The organism is Flavimaribacter sediminis (assembly GCF_019492055.1).
In the GTDB taxonomy this organism is placed as follows: Bacteria; Pseudomonadota; Alphaproteobacteria; order Rhizobiales; family Rhizobiaceae; genus Flavimaribacter; species Flavimaribacter sediminis.
In genome coordinates this window covers 1,524,837-1,543,311 of the sequence record NZ_JAICBX010000001.1, presented here as the reverse complement: position 1 = coordinate 1,543,311, position 18,475 = coordinate 1,524,837, and the positions used below count along the sequence as shown (strand labels likewise).

Below are 18,475 nucleotides of genomic sequence, written 5' to 3'. Positions count from 1 at the left end.
TTACTGAAAGTGCTAGAGACACCAAAACTTCCGAACACTTATGAGCGGATTAATGGATCAAAAGGTCGAACGGATTAACAGAGACAGCCTGGATCTCTTTGTAGATTACGTGCCGCCCGTCAATGTCATCGAAACAGACCTTCTGGAGATCTGGTCCGAAGCCTTTCAAATAGACGGCCTTGGAACGGATGATGATTTTTTCGAACTTGGCGGAAATTCAATCCTCGCCACTCAGATAGCCAAGGCAATTGGTGAAAAATTCGGTATAGGCTTCAAATCAGGCAGGCTCTCCGAGAACTCGACGATACAGGCCATCGCCGAAATAATTCAGAGCGAAACCGGCTCGACGGAACGTAAAATTCCGAGCAATCTTGTGCCGGCCCGTACCGGCGGGTCACGCACGCCACTGTTCATCATACATGGTAGCGCCGGATTTCTTTTTCCCAAACCGCAATTCATGGCTGGCTTCCACGAGGACCAGCCGGTTTACGCATTTCAGATTCGCGGATTCGACGATCAGAACGAGCCTTTCGGCACCGTAGAAGAAATAGCGGCTGACTACGCACGCTCGATACTCAGGATGAATCCGACCGGTCCGTGGTATGTGGCCGCCTATTGCGGCGGCGCGTGGATAACGCTTGAAATCGTCAAAATATTTGCTGCACAGGGCAAGTCGCTCGATCGAATCATCTTTGTCGATCCAAGGATCGAGAGAGGCAAGATGCGCGACCGGTATGAGGAGGAGCGCGGATTGTTTGCCGGACGTCTGTTTGCCGGAACGACATGGTTCGGCAAGGCCAGGGCGGGACTCTGGGTATTCCTGTCCAAGATCAGGACGTTTTTCACAAACGGATCCTGGATCGACTTCAGGGACAAGGACGCATTCGAGATTCCGGAGATTAAAAACAGGGCGATTGCAAAGCGACAAACCGGTCTTCGTTGGCGGGCCAGCAAGGCGGACAAGTTCGACAAGGACGTGCGCGACAGCCTGGTTAAGATTTGCGCGTCGGACAGCGCCGCCTACGCTGCGGCAAAACTGAAATACGCCTTGCACAATTACATGAATGATACGCCGATTTCGGACCATATCGACATTATCGCCAGCCGCGAATTGCAGCGGGAAGTTGCCAATCCGCATCATCCACTGAACAAGCTTCTGCCCAACCACAATCTGATCGTAACCGGTCAACATCACAAGGACACGGTCGACCCGTCGTTGCCTCGCAACGCCGAGATCATGCAGAACTTGCTTGATGAATCGGCAGCGAACGCAAATATACCGGAATCCGCGTCCTGAATGGGAAGATGAACCGGATTTATTATCGTCGTTCGGTGGCGATCATATTGTCAGAGACCGTTATGTGACGACCGACGGCCGCGTCTGTCAGAGCGGCGCCATCAGGAAATGAAAGCCCGACAAGCAGCGCAAAGGTCAGCAGCATTCCCATGCCCATTGAACCGGCGATCACCTTGAAATAGGCGTCATTTGATATGCGGCCTACTTCACTTGACATATTTGGTCGACGCTGCGCCGGATCTGACCGGCAATCAAATATTCGCTCTGTCGTACAGGGCTTAGCCAAAATGTCTCGGTGCGAGGAACTTTCGTTGGTCATGACACGGATACCGTTATTAATGGAAGAGAGAGAGTGAATGCCGCTTCGGAGGCGCAACCGAAGCGGCATCCTGATCTGACGCTGTTCGCCTGAGCGTTCAGGCCGTCAGATGTTGAAGTTTTTCCTTGAGCTGAGGCATTGCAAATTCAATATCGACCTCGTCGAGGTCCAGCATCGGATTTTCGAATTCGACAACGGATCGGGTCCACCAGGAATTGAAGCGATATTCCCAATCCTCCATCTCCTCCCAAGCCGGCGGCGGGTTCTCCTGCACAATATCCGAAGCTGGCTCGATATAGGCGCGAACGGAATCGCTGGCTGCTTTGCCATTGCTCGCGATGGTTATTCTTTCGCCGTCGAAACCCGTGAACGACATTGACATTGCAACCCCGTATTCGAGGAGTTGCTCCTGGACAATGCCAACAGCGAGGCATTCGCCGAGGCGGAGACTTTCGTAGCAATCGGAATGAAAATGGGCTCCTGCGAATCGGTCACCGATGGCGATGTTGGAGGCAAGCTTGTTGAGTTCTCCTTCGAGCGTAATCCCGAAGATGTTTCCGGCAACCTCGAGTCGCTCGCCCGATAATGCGCCTGGCGCATATTTATACTTTGCGCCAGTTGCGCGCGTGTAGGCCACGTTCATGTCAAAAACCGCCTTTAAGACAGTAACGCATGCACCGGCCACTGCAGCGCGCAGGGACCCGTAGGACGGAGACATGGGGGCTCCATCGGGCCAAGCCATTGGCAAAAGATAGTTGCGGTTTGGGTCAACCAGGAAAAGGGACTCAAAATCCTGGGGCTTTCGATCGTTTCGATCTGCATTCAATTGCGAAATCCAGTCGAGCAACACGCCGGGGCGGGAGGCGTCATCGGGCTGACCTGCGCCGAGATCTTTCAGCATCAACTGGATCGAATTTTGGGCCTCGCCCAATTGCAGACCCTCGCCATTTGCTTCAAGTGAAAGCATAGCCGCAAGGGACTCGGGCCTTCCGCGGCGGTGAATCTGGTATTGCTGCCTGCGAACTGCTCTTGTCGCCTGCAATACAGCGTCTCCCAGCAGGCGATTGATCTCTGTGAAACCCCAACTCGCTGACAAGCCCTTTTTGCTGCGCATCAGGCCGGCGTCGCGCGGCGCGTCGTTGCCAAGCAGGATCAGCGCTGCATTGACAAATGGCTGGTGAACGGGATCAAAACGACCATATGCTGAGAGATCACGTGGCGTCGAAACGAACCTGATTCGGTCAGCTGCAGCAGGCGAGCCGGTTGCCCTGGCGCCGTTCTGGCTACGCAACCAGTCATGCCAGTTCGTCAGGTAATCGAGTCCGGGCGCCGGCGCTGCTATGCGCTGCTCGATTGAATGGGCGCCGGCAGAAATCACACCGCATGAAACCTTGCGTGTCGGATGTCGTTCGCACGCTCCGCTTCCTATCAAAAGAAACTGTGACAGCCAGGTTTCTCCGCCGACCGGCGCTCCTGAGAGAAGCGCGTCAACGGATACGCGATCCAGGTTCGACAGCCATTTCACCTGCCTGCGACGCAACTCCGGTTGCGTCAATCGCCGCCCGCCAAAGGAGGTTGCGACAGTGCGCGCCTTGTCAAACCAGGCGAGTTTCTCCAGTTCTTCAAAAAGGTCGCCAATATTAGCCGATTTGCCAGGTTTCAACGGATGGGTCGAAGGGTAGCGAAATCCGATCAGGGTTTCTTGATCTGTCAGCGCTCTAAACGGTATATCCCGTACAAGGGCCATGGCGTAAAGCTCCGCCAGTTCGGCGGTAGCCTCGCAAAATCCAAGTCTGGGTGCAGGCGGCAACGCAACAGTCGTGGGGTCCGCTCCGTTCAGAGTAAAGGCATGTCCGTCTCGCGCGCCCTCCCAACCCATGAATTCATCGTCAGGGCAACCAGTCAGAATTGAGGCGTCGGTCGTTTCGGATGTCAAACTCGTCACGAACTCTTCGAAGGCGCTCCGGTTCGCAATGCCATAGGGATTGTGTGGCAGTCCCTTGGTAAAACTGCTCACGCTGACAGTAGAGAAACGGTGGCAGTCTTCTTCGTTTGAAGGAACTGACAAAGTCGGGCGCTCACCCGCCATGAAGGTAGCCATGGATCGGCGGGTGAGCGCCTTCGCCGCCCTGTTCCGCCCGGAATCAACCGGTCGATAGTTCGTATTTTTGTGCGCCATCTCAAACTCCTAAAGCAGGCGATGCTGCTCTGGTTTGGTCGAGATTTTACACTGGAAGTGGATCGACTGGGGTGAGGTAAGCGTGAAAAATACGTGATAAATATGCGACTAATAATGGTTAATCGCGCCATTTTAATCGCAAAGGTAACAATAATCGCAACAAGATTGCATAATTATTCAATGCAATCCATGCGTGCTTTTGGTGGCTGATTGGCTTCCGGCGCTAGAATAGTATTCTGGCATCTACCTTTCTGAATAATCCAACCGGCTCAGGATGCGCGTCTTATGAGTTCCCGGAGAGTCTCTTTCAGAGCCTCGACCTCGTCGGCGCTGTAGTTGTCCAAGATTGCAGCCTCGTGGTGTCTTGCCCTGGCGACAAGGCTGGCTGTCAGTTGCCTGCCTTTGTCAGTCAGGCTGACCCGCACCTCTCGACGATCCGACAGGGAATGGGATCTCCTGACGAGACCATCCTGCTCCAGCCTGTCTACGATGCGGGTCAATGTGGGTTGCTTTTGCAAACACTCCTTCGCCAGTTGTCCAATGGTCATCTGGCCGATTGGATGAAGACTGGCAAGTATGCGCCATTTCGGCACAGATACGCCGAGCGCCGCAAGATCAGCATGGAAACTGTTGCTGGCGGCGGCGCTGGCCTGGGCCAGAAGATACAACAGATAGTCGCCCGTAAAGGGTCTGTCGGTAGAAATGTCCGTTTCAGCTTGCAATGTTTGCGGTTCCATACTGTCCCGAGAAGAAGAGAAGCGGTTCGCGTTCTTCCTCATTGTGCGCGTGTACGTGACCGAAGAATACAAGATGATCGCCGCCATCGGCTACCCGTTCAACTTCGCATTCAAACCTCGCGAGCGTTCCATCAAGAACCGGCACTCCATGAATTCCGTATCGCCAGTCGATTTTCTCGAAGCGGTCTGGCGTCGGCGATGCAAAAACGCGGCTTACCTCTGACTGGCTTGCGCTCAATATATTGATTCCGAACCAACCATGTCCGGTGAAATGCCGGAGATTTGGCGAGTTGCGGGTCAGGGACCACAGAACCAGCGCCGGTTCGAGCGAGACGCTGGTGAATGAATTGATGGTTACGCCGACAGGTTTGCCATCCTGCGTGACTGTCGTTGCAACGGCGACGCCGGTTGCGAATTTTCCAAGGGCGTTGCGTAGGCCGCGCTTGTCACGCATCACCATCTCCTGTGAATATATATATGACTTTTAATATATTTCATTTTCATATACATTGCAAATGAAACGGGGATCGAAGAAGGAGGCCGCAGTGTTAGAGGACAGGGTTGAAGCCAAGTGGATCGACGCTTTCCAGCAGGTGATGGATCTTTGCGCCATCGACGCTGGCCAATCCGTCGCCATTCTTTCAGAGACGCAAAGCCGATCATTGAATGTTCAACTTGCAGAACTCGCGTTGGCGCGAACCGAGGCCACCTATTTCCATGTCACGGTGCCCACGCCTCCGCAACCGGGTCCGGCGATCCTTCGGTCGACAGGAGCATCCACCGCATTGAATGGTCAGGCAGCGGCCGTATCCGCGCTGTGCGGCGTGGATGTTGTTATCGACCTTACTGTCGAAGGTCTGATGCATGCGCCACAAACAGCAGGCATCCTGAAAAGCGGGACACGCATCCTCAACATATCCAATGAGCACCCGGACGCGCTTGAACGGTGCAAGCCGGAGCTTTCGCTGATGGAGGATGTGAAAGCTGCGGTGAAACTGTGCCGTGGCGCCGACGCGATGACAGTAACGAGCGACGCCGGCACCGATCTGACGGTTAACATGGACGGCGCCTCAACCGTTGGCGTATGGGGATGGACGGATCGCCCGGGAACGCTTGCACACTGGCCCGGCGGCATTGTCGTCAGCTTTCCCGCCGCAGGTTCCGTCAACGGCCGTCTGGTGTTCCAACCGGGCGACATGAACCTTACTTTCAAACGCTATTTCGACAGCCAGGTCGTTTTCCATCTGGAAGATGACTACGTCACCGGAATTGAAGGCAGTGGCGTCGACGCCCGCCTCATGCGCGACTACCTCGACGCCTTTGGCGACAAGAACGCATTCGCGACCAGCCATGTCGGATGGGGGCTGAACCGAGCCGCCCGTTACGAGGCGCTGACAATGTATGACAAGCGGGATTGCAACGGGACGGAACTGCGGGCGGTCGCAGGAAACTTCCTGTATTCAACCGGCGCCAATGAATTCGCAAACCGCTTCACGGACGGGCATTTCGACCTGCCGATGATGGGCTGCACGATCCGTCTCGATGACCGTTGCGTGGTCGAAAACGGCAAGTTGACGTCATGATGCACGCCGCCGGCGTCGCCTATTTGGAAAGTGGGCGGGGAGGGGCGCCTCTCGTTTGTCTGCATGGAATCGGCGGCGCAGCCGAAAGCTTCCGCCCGCAGTTGGACGGCCTCGGCCTGCATAGGCGCATCCTGTCCTGGGACATGCCGGGGTACGGCGAGTCTCAAACAGTTTCACCGGTCAATTTTGAAACACTGTCTGAAAAGTTGGGGCAATTTCTGGATGTCAAAGGGTTCGAGCGCGTCCACCTTGTCGGCCACTCCATAGGCGGGATGATTGCGATGGACTACGCGCTTCGATGTCCTGATCAGGTGGCCTCCCTTGTCCTTATCGCAACGACGTCTGCTTTCGGCGGGCGCGACCCGGAATTCAAGGAGAAATTTCTTGAACAAAGGCTTGCTCCATTGGAGACCGGAAATTCAATGCGACAAGTCGCAGAACGGCTGGTTCCAACCATGATCGGATTGTCGGCAAGCTCCGCCGTGATCGATGCGGCGATTGACTGGATGGCCGATGTGCCCGTCGAAACCTATCGCGCAGTTCTCGAGTGCCTGGTTGCTTTTAACCGGCGCGACGGCATTGCGAATATTGATTGCCCGGCGTGTCTTATAGCTGGTGGTGAGGACCGCACGGCGCCAGCAAAAACCATGGAGCGGATGGCTTCCAAAATGCGCGAAGCGGAGTTCCATCTCGTCGAGAATGCAGGTCACCTCGTCAACGTCGAGGAGCCTGAAAAAACCAATCAAATCATATCGGATTTCCTGAAGAAGAGGTTTAACAATGGATAGTGGTGATACGGCCATTTTCGAGCCGGAGAACTGGCGACTGACGGACAAGCAAATCGAACTTGCGACGGTCGCGCGCAAGCTTGGACAGGAAAAATTCGCCCAGCGCGCTTTCGAGTATGACCGCGAAGCGACATTCCCGACGGAAAACTATCAGGACCTTGCGACTTCCGGCCTGTTGGGTATTTGCGTTCCGGAACGATTTGGCGGGGCAGGGGCCGACTACCAGACCTATATGCTGACGGCTGCGGAAATCGGCCGTTATTGCGGCGCGACGGCGCTTACCTTCAACATGCACGTCAGTTCCTGCCTATGGACCGGCTTTCTTGCCGATGGCCTTGAAATGGACGATAGCCAGCGAAAAGAGCACGAAGCCTATCGCAAACATCATTACGCACGAATTGTCGAAGAGGGCGCGATCTATGCGCAGCCGTTCTCTGAAGGCGGCGCAGCGGCAGCCGGTTTCAAGGCGTTTGGCACGACAGCGGTCAGATCGGATGGCGGATGGATCGTTAACGGCAAGAAGATTTTCGCCTCTCTCTCAGGTCACGCCGACTATTATGGCGTCCTGTGCACGGAATTGGAGCACTCGGACGAGAAACCCTCGCGGCGCAATACGATGTATATCGCCATTCCGAATACGGCGGAAGGCGTCTCGGTGGTCGGCGACTGGGATCCCCTGGGCATGCGTGGAACGGTGTCGCGTACGCTGATCTTCAACGATGTGTTCGTTCCTTATCAGGAACAATTGATGCCTCGCGGCATATATTATTCAGCGGCGCAAAACTGGCCTCATATGTTCATGACGCTGACGCCAAGTTACATGGGCATCGCCCAGGCCGCGTATGATTTCACGGTGCGGTATCTGCGTGGCGAAATCGAAGGCATGCCTCCGGTGAAACGGCGCATGTATCCGACAAAGCAACTCGCGGCTGCACAGATGCGGATCATGCTTGAGCAGACCAAGGCCATCTGGTTCCAGGCGATTTCGGAAGCCCGTCCGGGTCCGGACAAGGCGTCCGTCATGCGGGCATGGGCGGCGCAATACACCGTCATGGAAAACGCAAACGAGATATCGCGACTGGCGATCAGAACCTGTGGCGGGCAGTCCATGCTTCGGACATTGCCGCTCGAACGGCTCTATCGTGACAGCCGCTGCGGCTCTTTGATGCTTCCCTGGACGGCGGAACTGTGCATGGACAAGCTCGGACGCGAGGCGCTCTACGAGGAAGGCGAGACCGATGACGAAGATGCTGCCTGACAGCATGGATAGTTCGGTCGAAGCGCAGACCATCGACACGTGGATTACCGGTCACGCAGAGTTCGCGCCAAACAAGGCTGCGCTGATCTTCAACGGTCAGGAAACAACTTACAGCGAGCTGCGTGAGAAGATTGCAAACCAGGCCGAGTATCTTTCAGGTGATCTCGGCTTGAAACGCGGCGATCGTATCGCTTGGTACGGCAAGAACAGCGACGAACAGATCATTCTGCTGTTCGCCGCGGCGCGTCTGGGTCTCATGCTGGTTCCTCTAAACTGGCGACTTGCCGCTGACGAATTGAACTATGTGCTGTCTGACGCCGGCGTACGGGTCCTGTTTCACGACACCACGTTCGAGTCAGAACTTCCGCGCGTCACGCGGGAACTCGATGACATAGTGAAAGCCAGGGTCTGCCTGAATGGCGGCACAGCATCAACACAACAGGCGGAACCCGGACGGATAACAGATCCGCTATTGCTGGTTTACACATCCGGCACGACCGGCAGACCGAAAGGCGCGGTCATTACACAGCAGGCGGTATTCTGGAACGCGTTGAGCAGCCGTCACGCCTTCCGCATGTCCGACACCGACGTGACCTTGAACATCCTGCCAATGTTCCATGTAGGCGGCCTGAACATACAGACCTTGCCGACATTCCTGGCAGGCGGAACCGTGGTGCTGCATGCGCAATTCGATCCGAACGCCTTCTACGCGCCGGAACTCTTCGACACTGTCACTCTTGTGACCGTGGTTCCGACGATCTTGCGCGCGCTGACCTCTCATCCGGATTGGGAAGAATTCAATCCATCTCGCCTGAAATGCATGGCGATAGGATCGACTGATGTTCCCGTATCACTGATCGAAGAAGTGCATGCGAAATCGATTCCGGTCGTTCAGATCTATGGAGCGACCGAAACCGGACCCGTGTCTATCTATCAAACAATCGACGAGGCATTCCACACCGTCGGCTCCATTGGACGGCGGGGGCTTCATAGTTCCATCCGTATTGTCGATGCCGAGGGCCAGGACGCGCCGGATGGAACACCCGGTGAAGTCTGGGTCAAAGCCCCGAACTGCTTTAGCGGTTATTGGAACAATCCCGCTGCGACGCGAGACAACACGAAGGACGGCTGGTTCAGGACAGGCGATGTGGCTGTACGCGACAGCAACGGGCTGTACTGGTTTCGGGACAGGCTCAAGAATGTTCTGATTTCCGGGGGTGAAAACATCTATCCTGCAGAGATCGAGCGCGTCTTGAGCGAATTGCCGGGAATTGGCGAATGTTGCGTTGTTGGCCGCCCTGATGAGAAATGGGGTCAGGCGCCGGTCGCCGTGGTGACCCGCGCCGATGACACGCTCACGGCCGAAACAGTCCATTCGGCGCTTAAAGAGCGGATTGCGCGCTTCAAACAACCAAAGGAAATCCTTTTTGTCGACGCCTTGCCTAAAAATGCGATGGGAAAGGTGGTCGTAGACGAGGTTCGCCGACTGGTGCAAACCGCCGCCAGCTGAACGGTGGCGGCGTGCCGGAGTTTACTCGCCTGGTCGGCGCAAGGCCTGCAGAAGAATATGACGTCAATCCGGACATTCGGGACGCCTGTAATAAAAGTATCAGCTAACATGCGGTGAATATCGAAGCTGACATTACTGAAGCGATGAACATTCAATCGTCACCATACGGCAATAGTCTGCCGCTCGGCCCTGAGCCAAAATCTGATGATGGGAATTAAACCATGCCCTATGTAGACGGCTTTGTTGCAGCAGTTCCGAACGCGAACAGGGAAAAATACCTCAAGCACGCCAAAGATGCGGCTGTTGTCTTCAAGGAGCATGGCGCATTGACAGTGGTGGAATGCTGGGGCGACGACGTGCCCGACGGTGAAGTTACATCCTTCCCCATGGCTGTTAAGCGGGAAGAAAATGAAACGGTGGTGTTTTCCTGGATAACGTGGCCATCGCGCGATGCGCGCAATGAAGGCATGCAGAAAGTGATGGAAGATCCCAGGATGCAGCCGGATCAATTCGAGTTTCCGTTTGACGGCAGGCGGCTGATCTACGGCGGCTTCGAAATGATCTTCGAAGCGTGATCATACGCGTCAGATATCCAGATCCTCGACGAATTCAGCTCTTTCCTGGATAAACTGGAACCGCGCTTCCGCCTTTGTTCCCATGAGATTTGAAACTGCGGTACGGGTGTCTTCTATTGCCGCGTCATCAATCTCGACGCGGAGAAGGGTTCGCTTGTTTGGGTGCATCGTCGTCTCTTTCAACTGCGCGGGCAGCATTTCCCCGAGGCCTTTGAAGCGTCCGATTTCTACCTTGCCTTTGCCGGTGAATTCCGTTTGCAGCAGTTCTTCGCGATGTGGGTCATCCCGCGCATAAAGCGTCTTGCTGCCCTGGGTGATCCTGTACAGGGGAGGCACCGCCAAATACAGGTGCCCCTCACTGATCATGTCAGGCATTTCCTGATAAAAGAATGTGATCAGCAGAGAGGCTATGTGAGCGCCGTCAACATCGGCGTCGGTCATGATGATGACCTTCTCGTAGCGCAAATCCTCTTCCCGGTATTTTGTGCGCGTGCCGCAGCCCAGCGCCTGGATGAGATCGGCGATCTGCTGGTTGGCGCCAAGCTTGTCGCGGCCTGCGCTGGCGACGTTCAGAATTTTCCCGCGTAGCGGAAGAATAGCCTGGTTCGAACGGTCTCGCGCCTGCTTTGCCGATCCGCCAGCCGAATCTCCCTCGACGATAAACAATTCCGCGCCGGCCGCTGTTCCCTGCGAACAGTCGGCGAGCTTTCCAGGCAGCCGCAATTTCCTGACGGCGGACTTGCGATTAACTTCGCGTTCCTTGCGTCGGCGAACTCGTTCGTCAGCGCGCTCGACAACCCATTCGAGAAGGCGCGCCGCATCCTGCGGCGAATCGGCAAGGAAATGATCGAAGGGATCGCGGACTGCGTTCTCCACGAGACGCTGTGCTTCAACGGTCGCCAGCTTGTCCTTGGTCTGCCCAACGAATTCGGGTTCGCGCACGAACACCGAAAGCATGCCGGCAGCCGAAATCATCACATCGTCCGTCGTAATGATAGAGCCGCGCTTGTTGCCGGTAAGCTCTGCATAAGCCTTGAGGCTGCGCGTCAAAGCGAGCCGGAACCCGGCTTCATGCGTCCCACCTTCGGGAGTGGGTATCGTGTTACAGTAGGAATTCATGAAGGGTTCGCCCGTGTACCATGTAACCGCCCATTCGACCGTTCCGTGTCCGCCTTTTTTCTCGCTGCGCCCGGAAAAGGAATCCCGCGTCACCTTGTGGTCGGCGCCGATGGAGGCTTCCAGATAATCCTTCAATCCGCCCGGGAAATGGAAGACTGCCTTGTCAGGCGTCTCGTCCTTTTCACTCAGCAGAGAAGGATCGCAATTCCACCGGATTTCAACGCCCCCGAACAGGTAAGCCTTGGAGCGAGCCATGCGAAAAAGACGCGCCGGTTCAAAACGCGCATTGTCTCCGAATATCTGGGCGTCGGGATGAAAGCGAATCCGTGTTCCCCTGCGATTATGAACCTCACCGAGATCTTCCAGCTTTCCGGCGGGTATTCCACGCTCGAATATTTGCCTGTATAGCCGCCGACCACGCGCGACCTCTACTTCCAGCCGATCCGACAACGCATTGACGACCGAGACGCCGACGCCGTGCAGACCACCGGATGTTTCGTAGACCTTGGAGTCAAACTTGCCGCCGGCGTGCAAAGTCGTCATTATGACTTCGAGAGCGGATTTGTCCTTGAATTTCGGATGTGCGTCGACCGGGATGCCTCTTCCATTGTCGGTCACGGTCAAATAACCGTCCGCTCCCAGCTCCACTTCTATGAAATTGGCATGGCCTGCGACGGCCTCGTCCATGGAGTTGTCGATCACTTCCGCAAAAAGGTGATGCAATGCGCCGACGTCCGTGCCGCCGATATACATTCCCGGACGTCTGCGAACGGGCTCAAGCCCCTCAAGGACCTCAATGTCAGACGCAGAATAGCCGTCTTCAGTTGAAACCGGTTGCACACGAGACCGCGTTGGTTTTTTCTCCGTCTCTTCTACAGACTGTTCCCTGGATGGCGCGCTGCTGTCTCGCCGAACAGGCGAGGGCGATTCCGTCAGTTTCGAGAACAGATCGTTATTGTCATCCATAGTCGATGGCGCGCCTTGTTGCGATTTCAGTCTCGGTTCGAACACAGTGATTCGGATCGCTTCACTGTGCCAGATTCAAGGTATTTTTGCGAGGATCGACGGGCAGTCAGGTACTGCGTGACGCGACCGAAGCTCGACAACGCTTCCAGAAAAAAGGCCGGCAACATGTGCCGGCCTCATTTGTAGCCTTAGCCGCGGCTTGATAGCGGAACGTAGTCCCGCTCTTCTTCGCCGGTGTAGAGCTGGCGGGGACGACCGATCCTCTGGTTCGGGTCCTCGATCATTTCCTTCCACTGCGCGATCCAGCCGACGGTCCGCGCCAGGGCGAAAAGAACAGTGAACATGGTCGTTGGGAAGCCAAGCGCTTTCAGCGTGATGCCAGAGTAGAAATCGATGTTCGGATAAAGCTTCTTTTCGATGAAATATTCATCAGTCAGAGCTATTCTTTCGAGCTCGATCGCCACCTCAAGGAGCGGATCGTCCTTGATGCCAAGCTCGCCGAGCACTTCATGCGTGGTCTTCTGCATGATCTTCGCCCGCGGGTCGTAATTCTTGTAGACCCTGTGTCCGAATCCCATCAGGCGGAACGGATCGTTGTGATCCTTGGCGCGTCCAATGAATTCCGGAATGCGATCAACCGAGCCAATCTCACTCAGCATGTTGAGAGCGGCTTCATTGGCGCCGCCATGGGCAGGTCCCCAGAGACACGCAATGCCAGCAGCAATACAGGCGAATGGATTGGCGCCCGAAGAACCGGCAAGACGCACCGTTGACGTCGATGCGTTCTGTTCGTGATCCGCATGGAGTATGAAAATGCGGTCCATGGCGCGCGCAAGAACCGGATTGATTTCGTATTCCTCACAAGGCACCGCGAAACACATGCGCAGGAAATTGGAGGCGTAATCGAGATCATTCTTCGGATAAACGAATGGCTGACCAACATGGTATTTGTAGGCCATGGCCGCGATCGTCGGCATCTTCGCAATCATGCGGAGGCTGGCGACCATCCGCTGATAGGGATCGGTAATATCCGTTGAGTCATGATAAAAGGCGGAAAGCGCGCCGACGACGCCACACATGATCGCCATGGGATGAGCATCACGACGGAAGCCGGTAAAGAAGCGCGACATCTGTTCGTGAAGCATTGTGTGCCGCGTCACGCGATAATCGAAATCAGCCTTTTCGGTCTTCGTGGGAAGCTCGCCATAGAGAAGCAAATAGCAGACTTCGAGGAAGTCGCCGTGCTCGGCCAACTGATCGATCGGATATCCACGGTGGAGAAGAATTCCCTTATCGCCATCGATATAGGTGATCTGGGATTCACAGGACGCCGTAGACGTAAATCCTGGATCGTAGGTAAATGTGCCTGTCTGTTTATACAGGCTGGCGATGTCGATAACGTCAGGTCCGATGGATCCGCTACGAACCTTGAGTTCAATATCGTTCCCATCGACGGAAAGCTTGGCGTTCGATGCCGTCATACTGGTCCCCTTCAACAGAAAATACAAAACGGAATGCGAGATGTGCAGCGCCGCAATGATTAGTGTGCAGTTGCTAGCCGATTTCCGACGCCCTGCCAAGAGAGGCAAAAGTGTATCGATGCAATGGCATATAGGAAAATAGTCTCCCAGGTAAAGAAACCGAACCCCTGAAAGACCATCCGAATTCCAATCCGTAGCAATCAGTCACATAATATCAATCGCTTACAGCTTTGCATGGATAAACTATGGGTTCGTGCGCTACGCGATTTGATCACGAATCCGTCCAACGCTCTCGTCCTTTCCGAGAACTGAAAGGACATCAAATATCCCCGGCGAGGTCGTGCGCCCGGTCAGGGAGGATCGCAACGGCTGCGCGACTTTGCCGAGCTTGAGTTCATTTACATCAGCGAAGTCCCGAACCGCATTTTCCGTGGCCTCAACCGACCAATCCGCGACGCCTTCCAGTACTGGCAGGATTTTCGCCAGAACATCCCTGCCGCCTTCTGCAAGTATCTTCTCGGCTTTTTCTTCCATTTCCAGCGGCCGTTCGGAAAAGATGAAACGCGCTCCATCCGCCAAATCTACGAGCGTGCGCGCACGTTCCTTCAAACCAGGCATGGCCTGAAGCAATTGCGCCCTACGTATGTCAGTCAAACGCTCGGCAAAAAAGGCGCCTCCTTCGATTTCCGGCAGAACCGAAACGAGGGCGTCAGTCAGATATTTATCATCGCTGCTACGGATATAGTGCGCATTAAGCGCTTCGAGCTTTTTGACGTCGAACCGCGCTGCGCCCTTGTTGACGTCGCCAATATCGAACCATTCGATCATCTGGTCGATTGACATAATTTCATCGTCGCCGTGGCTCCAGCCAAGCCTGACAAGGTAGTTCGTAAGCGCTTCAGGCAGAAACCCCATCGCGCGGTATGCCTCTGCGCCCAGCGCTCCGTGTCTCTTGGACAATTTTGCGCCGTCCGGGCCATGTATCAATGGTATGTGCGCCATGCTCGGCACATCCCAGCCCATGGCGCGATAGATGACCGTTTGACGCGCCGCGTTGGTAAGATGATCGTCACCGCGAATGATATCCGTGACGCCCATATCATGATCGTCAACCACGACCGCGAGCATGTAGGTTGGATTGCCGTCGGATCTCAGAATGATGAAATCATCAAGATCGCTGTTCGGAAACCGGACATCGCCTTGAACATTGTCTGCGACAAGTGTCTCGCCTTCCTTCGGCGCCTTGATGCGGATTGCGCCAGCGACGCCCGCGGGCGCTTCGGCGGGGTCGCGGTCACGCCAGCGACCGTCATAGCGGGGAGGGCGTCCTTCAGAGCGGGCTTTCTCCCGCATATCTTCAAGCTCCTGTGGTGAAGCATAGCAATAATAGGCTTCACCGCGTCGAACCAACTCCTGCGCAACCTCTCTGTGGCGTTCCACACGAGAATATTGTGAAACCGGTGCGCCATCCCATGTCACGCCCAGCCACGTTAGACCATCAAGAATGGCCGCCACCGCCTCGTCGGAATTTCGGCTGCGGTCCGTATCCTCGATCCGAAGCAGCATCTTGCCGCCGCAATGACGCGCCCACAGCCAGTTGAAGAGCGCGGTGCGTGCGCCGCCTATATGCAAAAATCCCGTCGGGGACGGTGCGAAACGGGTGATGGTTTCACCTGACATGGAAGCCTCTGTGTGGGAACCGGAAATGGCGGTCCATGTAACACACATCTGCTGGAGCGCAAGTTCCCACCAAACCATTGCCGTGTGACTATACCCATGATTGTATCGCGGCATGGCCAGCAACCAGATTGAAGACATTCAGGATTCCGCCGCGTCTGCCTCGAAGACCGACAGTTCGGCTATTTCCGAAACGACGAAGCCCTCTACAAAGTCAAACAGGTTCACGTTACGGGATCACGGCGAGGCATTGCGCTCCATTTCAATGCGCATCAGCCAGGCATGGGAACAAGAAGTCTCATACGGACATCATTTTCTATGGTTTCCCGTCGCCATGGCTTTCGGCGCCGCCGTCTGGTTCGGATTTGCTCGAGCGCCGTCTGCAATTGCGATATTTCTATTTTTTCTGGCGTCATGGCTAGCACACACTGCGCTCGGGAATCGGCCATTCTACAGATATGTAGTGTTTCTCCTTGCCGGACTTGCGACTGGAATGACAGCCGCCCAGGTCGAGACGATGCGTCGATCAACGACTATCCTTGACAGTGAGATCACGACGCGACTGGAAGGGGTGGTGCTAGCCCGTGATGTCGATTATCGAAATTACTGGCGTTACACGATCCGGCTCGCCCGCACCTCTGATCCGGTTATTGGGCGTCCGCCGGAAACCATTAGACTTTTGGCGAGAGCGGACCACAAACCAGTGGAAATCGGCGACGCCATAAAAGGTCTCGCCAGAATGGGTCCGCCATCCGGCCCAGCGTTGCCCGGCGGCTACGACTTCGGCTTTGACGCTTATTTCAAAGGCATCGGCGCCTATGGCTATTTCTATGGCAAGCCGCTTAAAGGCGATAAACGGACAAACGACTACACTGGCGCACAGCCAGTCTCCATCATGCTCAGCCGTTTACGAGAAACAATCGCTAGCCGAATTCGAGCGGCGCTTCCGGCTGACACCGGAGCACTCGCAAGCGCGCTGGCGGTTGCCGACAGACGCTCCATATCTGAGCAGACTGTCGACGCCCTTCGTGCAAGCGGATTGGCGCATATTTTGGCGATTTCAGGCCTGCACATGGCGCTTGTCGCAGGAACAGTCTTGCTGCTCGTACGCAGCGCGCTCAGCTTCTCTCCATACTTTGTTCATACACGATCGACACGAAAGATCGCGGCACTCTTTGCGCTTGCCGCCGCGACAGCCTATCTGCTGATTTCCGGCGGCGCAGTCTCGACCCAACGGGCATGGCTGATGTTCGTGATTTTTCTGATCGCAGTTTTGACCGACAGAATGGCCTTGACGTTGAGAAACGTCGCGCTTGCGGCCATCATCATTATCCTGATACAGCCCTCCGCCGTTATCGGTCCCGGGTTCCAGATGTCATTTGCGGCGACAATCGCCCTGATATCAGCCTATTCCGTATGGTCGAGGAGATCGAGAAACAACGATCAGGCTTCCTTCCTTTCCATGAACCGGACATTGGAAGTGGCGCTGCAATTCTTTCTGGGAATTGCCTTTACATCCCTTGTTGCTGGCGTTTCAACTGGCCTGTTTGCAGTCGAACATTTCCAACGGATCGCGCCGTACGGTCTCCTTGCCAATCTGGCCGCCATGCCCGTCGTGACATTTGTCGTCATGCCCTTCGGTCTTGTTTCCCTCATCGCAATGCCATTGCACCTTGAATACTGGCCGTTGCAGATCATGGGGGCAGGGCTGGACGCAGTCGTAGCGATCGCAATGCAAACAGAACGGCTCGGCGGCGACGCCATTACCGGAAGAATCGCATCTCAGCCATTTCTCGTCGCGCTTGTCGGCTTCCTGATACACGTTCTGATGCGCTCATGGTTGCGTTTTTTCGGCGCAGCGCTTTTCATTGTCGGAATTTTTTGGGGGCTGGGCGCGGTGCCCGGCGAACTGCCTGAGGCGATCATTTCAGAAGACGGCGCACTCGTCGGCCTATTTTATGACAATGGCGTGGCAACAAACAAAGCGCGCCCATCCGCCTTTGTCGTTGATCAATGGAAAGATGCTCTTGACCTGAATTTCATCGTGAAACCATTTATCCACGCCTCAGACGACGTCCCGACCTCCACTCCGGATAAAAGAAAACGCTTTCATACATTATTTCAAAATACGGATTTAAATAAGGAAATTTTATTCAGATGCGCCAAAGGCGCGTGGTGCGCGGGACGCACACGCAATGGTCTGAAGATCGCGACGATCGAGGATCTGTCATACCTTGGCGCCGCGTGTGACGAAGCCGACATCGTCGTGGCTGCTGCGCATATCCGCATGCCACGATGCTACTCCGGCGCTGAGTTGCTCACCGGAAGATCGCTGAGACGCAGTGGCGCGCTGGAAATATATTTTCTGGGCGGCGACATTACCAGCGTTGGAGCAATCAACAGCAAGTTCCGACAATGGACCCGACACCGCTTCTACGACTGGCGCACCAAAAGCTTTCAACAGGTCAGGTGACCTGCAGTTCCGCATAACTTGCCGATTAACCATGTTTTTCATGACAATCTTAATCAATTGTGAGCAATTTTGCGCCTCGCAGGTGAACCGTGCGAGGCGACATGAAATTGCGTATACAAATTACGTCGGCGTTGCTGGCGTCGATGCTGATGGTGTCAGGCTGTTCCAGTCTGCCAGGTTTTGGCTGGATTGGAACATCATCGTCAACCGTTTCATATCAGGACACCAAATGGTGTGTTCCAAGAAAACTGAAGCGAGTCCTTAACCGGGTGTCACAACGCTATGGCCCGGTCACCGTGAACTCTACAAAACGCTGGTGGTACGAAAACTGGCGGAAGGGCGGAGCACGGAATTCATACCACCTCAAATGCAAAGCAGTTGATTTTTCGGTGCCAGGAGATCCTTCGTCGGTTGTCGCCTATCTGAAATCCCAGCCCGAAGTCGGAGGATACAAATACTATTCGGGCGGGTTCTATCACATCGACACGGGACCGAGACGAACCTGGTGATCCT

General features: G+C 55.3%; 15 protein-coding genes. 8 read left to right on the top strand and 7 right to left on the bottom strand.

The window, feature by feature from the left end; all coding sequences use genetic code 11:
* Positions 1 to 52: 52 nt before the first annotated feature.
* Positions 53 to 1,297, top strand: coding sequence for a thioesterase domain-containing protein (locus K1W69_RS07360; protein WP_220227640.1), 1,245 nt, complete (start codon positions 53 to 55; stop codon positions 1,295 to 1,297).
* Between the two features lie 22 nt (positions 1,298 to 1,319).
* Here the strand turns inward: K1W69_RS07360 and K1W69_RS07355 are convergent, their stop codons facing one another.
* The 4 genes from K1W69_RS07355 to K1W69_RS07340 form a co-directional block, all read right to left on the bottom strand.
* Positions 1,320 to 1,514 carry a hypothetical protein gene (locus tag K1W69_RS07355; RefSeq protein WP_220227639.1) on the bottom strand — a complete coding sequence of 65 codons (195 nt, stop codon included), beginning with the start codon at positions 1,512 to 1,514 and terminating at the stop codon, positions 1,320 to 1,322.
* Positions 1,515 to 1,713: 199 nt separating this feature from the next.
* A complete protein-coding gene (locus K1W69_RS07350; protein WP_220227638.1) occupies positions 1,714 to 3,795 on the bottom strand; it encodes a phosphatase PAP2 family protein in 2,082 nt (693 codons plus the stop codon).
* Between the two features lie 269 nt (positions 3,796 to 4,064).
* Positions 4,065 to 4,517 (bottom strand): MarR family winged helix-turn-helix transcriptional regulator, encoded by a 453-nt coding sequence (locus K1W69_RS07345; RefSeq protein WP_220227637.1) that lies wholly within the window; start codon positions 4,515 to 4,517, stop codon positions 4,065 to 4,067.
* A complete protein-coding gene (locus tag K1W69_RS07340) occupies positions 4,507 to 4,986 on the bottom strand; it encodes a flavin reductase family protein (RefSeq protein ID WP_220227636.1) in 480 nt (159 codons plus the stop codon). Before K1W69_RS07340 ends, K1W69_RS07345 begins: the two co-directional genes overlap by 11 nt.
* A gap of 91 nt (positions 4,987 to 5,077) precedes the next feature.
* Here K1W69_RS07340 and K1W69_RS07335 point away from each other — a divergent pair, with 91 nt between their 5' ends.
* From K1W69_RS07335 to K1W69_RS07315, 5 genes are all read left to right on the top strand, one after another.
* Positions 5,078 to 6,115 (top strand): 2,5-dihydroxypyridine 5,6-dioxygenase NicX family protein, encoded by a 1,038-nt coding sequence (locus tag K1W69_RS07335; RefSeq protein ID WP_220227635.1) that lies wholly within the window; start codon positions 5,078 to 5,080, stop codon positions 6,113 to 6,115.
* Positions 6,112 to 6,903: an alpha/beta fold hydrolase gene (locus K1W69_RS07330; RefSeq protein ID WP_220227634.1), complete on the top strand. Its 792-nt coding sequence runs from the start codon at positions 6,112 to 6,114 to the stop codon at positions 6,901 to 6,903. The genes K1W69_RS07335 and K1W69_RS07330 overlap by 4 nt, the downstream gene beginning before the upstream one ends.
* The gene (locus K1W69_RS07325) at positions 6,896 to 8,161 is read left to right on the top strand and encodes an acyl-CoA dehydrogenase family protein (RefSeq protein WP_220227633.1); all 1,266 of its coding nucleotides are present in this window, start codon (positions 6,896 to 6,898) and stop codon (positions 8,159 to 8,161) included. Before K1W69_RS07330 ends, K1W69_RS07325 begins: the two co-directional genes overlap by 8 nt.
* A complete protein-coding gene (locus tag K1W69_RS07320; protein WP_220227632.1) occupies positions 8,142 to 9,671 on the top strand; it encodes an AMP-binding protein in 1,530 nt (509 codons plus the stop codon). The genes K1W69_RS07325 and K1W69_RS07320 overlap by 20 nt, the downstream gene beginning before the upstream one ends.
* 221 nt (positions 9,672 to 9,892) lie before the next feature.
* A complete protein-coding gene (locus tag K1W69_RS07315) occupies positions 9,893 to 10,246 on the top strand; it encodes a DUF1428 domain-containing protein (RefSeq protein ID WP_220227631.1) in 354 nt (117 codons plus the stop codon).
* A gap of 9 nt (positions 10,247 to 10,255) precedes the next feature.
* Here K1W69_RS07315 and parE read toward each other — a convergent pair whose 3' ends face one another.
* The 3 genes from parE to gltX form a co-directional block, all read right to left on the bottom strand.
* Positions 10,256 to 12,331, bottom strand: coding sequence for a DNA topoisomerase IV subunit B (gene parE / locus K1W69_RS07310; protein ID WP_220227630.1), 2,076 nt, complete (start codon positions 12,329 to 12,331; stop codon positions 10,256 to 10,258).
* 188 nt (positions 12,332 to 12,519) lie between these two features.
* A complete protein-coding gene (gltA, locus tag K1W69_RS07305; RefSeq protein WP_220227629.1) occupies positions 12,520 to 13,812 on the bottom strand; it encodes a citrate synthase in 1,293 nt (430 codons plus the stop codon).
* 258 nt (positions 13,813 to 14,070) lie between these two features.
* Entirely contained in the window at positions 14,071 to 15,492 is a 1,422-nt protein-coding gene (gltX, locus tag K1W69_RS07300) for a glutamate--tRNA ligase (protein ID WP_220227877.1), read from the bottom strand.
* Positions 15,493 to 15,604: 112 nt separating this feature from the next.
* Between gltX and K1W69_RS07295 the strand changes: the two genes are divergently transcribed.
* Both K1W69_RS07295 and K1W69_RS07290 read left to right on the top strand, forming a co-directional pair.
* Entirely contained in the window at positions 15,605 to 17,962 is a 2,358-nt protein-coding gene (locus K1W69_RS07295) for a ComEC/Rec2 family competence protein (RefSeq protein ID WP_220227628.1), read from the top strand.
* A 101-nt stretch (positions 17,963 to 18,063) separates the two neighbouring features.
* The gene (locus K1W69_RS07290; RefSeq protein ID WP_220227627.1) at positions 18,064 to 18,471 is read left to right on the top strand and encodes a YcbK family protein; all 408 of its coding nucleotides are present in this window, start codon (positions 18,064 to 18,066) and stop codon (positions 18,469 to 18,471) included.
* Positions 18,472 to 18,475: the final 4 nt, after the last annotated feature.

What these genes read in the sequence shown, in the direction of transcription:
- K1W69_RS07360 (WP_220227640.1), top strand. Translation starts at nt 53, where the DNA reads ATGGATCAAAAGGTCGAACGGATTAACAGAGACAGCCTGGATCTCTTT.
- K1W69_RS07355 (WP_220227639.1), bottom strand. Translation starts at nt 1,514, where the DNA reads ATGTCAAGTGAAGTAGGCCGCATATCAAATGACGCCTATTTCAAGGTG.
- K1W69_RS07350 (WP_220227638.1), bottom strand. Translation starts at nt 3,795, where the DNA reads ATGGCGCACAAAAATACGAACTATCGACCGGTTGATTCCGGGCGGAAC.
- K1W69_RS07340 (WP_220227636.1), bottom strand. Translation starts at nt 4,986, where the DNA reads ATGCGTGACAAGCGCGGCCTACGCAACGCCCTTGGAAAATTCGCAACC.
- K1W69_RS07330 (WP_220227634.1), top strand. Translation starts at nt 6,112, where the DNA reads ATGATGCACGCCGCCGGCGTCGCCTATTTGGAAAGTGGGCGGGGAGGG.
- K1W69_RS07325 (WP_220227633.1), top strand. Translation starts at nt 6,896, where the DNA reads ATGGATAGTGGTGATACGGCCATTTTCGAGCCGGAGAACTGGCGACTG.
- K1W69_RS07320 (WP_220227632.1), top strand. Translation starts at nt 8,142, where the DNA reads ATGACGAAGATGCTGCCTGACAGCATGGATAGTTCGGTCGAAGCGCAG.
- K1W69_RS07315 (WP_220227631.1), top strand. Translation starts at nt 9,893, where the DNA reads ATGCCCTATGTAGACGGCTTTGTTGCAGCAGTTCCGAACGCGAACAGG.
- parE (WP_220227630.1), bottom strand. Translation starts at nt 12,331, where the DNA reads ATGGATGACAATAACGATCTGTTCTCGAAACTGACGGAATCGCCCTCG.
- gltA (WP_220227629.1), bottom strand. Translation starts at nt 13,812, where the DNA reads ATGACGGCATCGAACGCCAAGCTTTCCGTCGATGGGAACGATATTGAA.
- gltX (WP_220227877.1), bottom strand. Translation starts at nt 15,492, where the DNA reads ATGTCAGGTGAAACCATCACCCGTTTCGCACCGTCCCCGACGGGATTT.
- K1W69_RS07295 (WP_220227628.1), top strand. Translation starts at nt 15,605, where the DNA reads ATGGCCAGCAACCAGATTGAAGACATTCAGGATTCCGCCGCGTCTGCC.
- K1W69_RS07290 (WP_220227627.1), top strand. Translation starts at nt 18,064, where the DNA reads ATGAAATTGCGTATACAAATTACGTCGGCGTTGCTGGCGTCGATGCTG.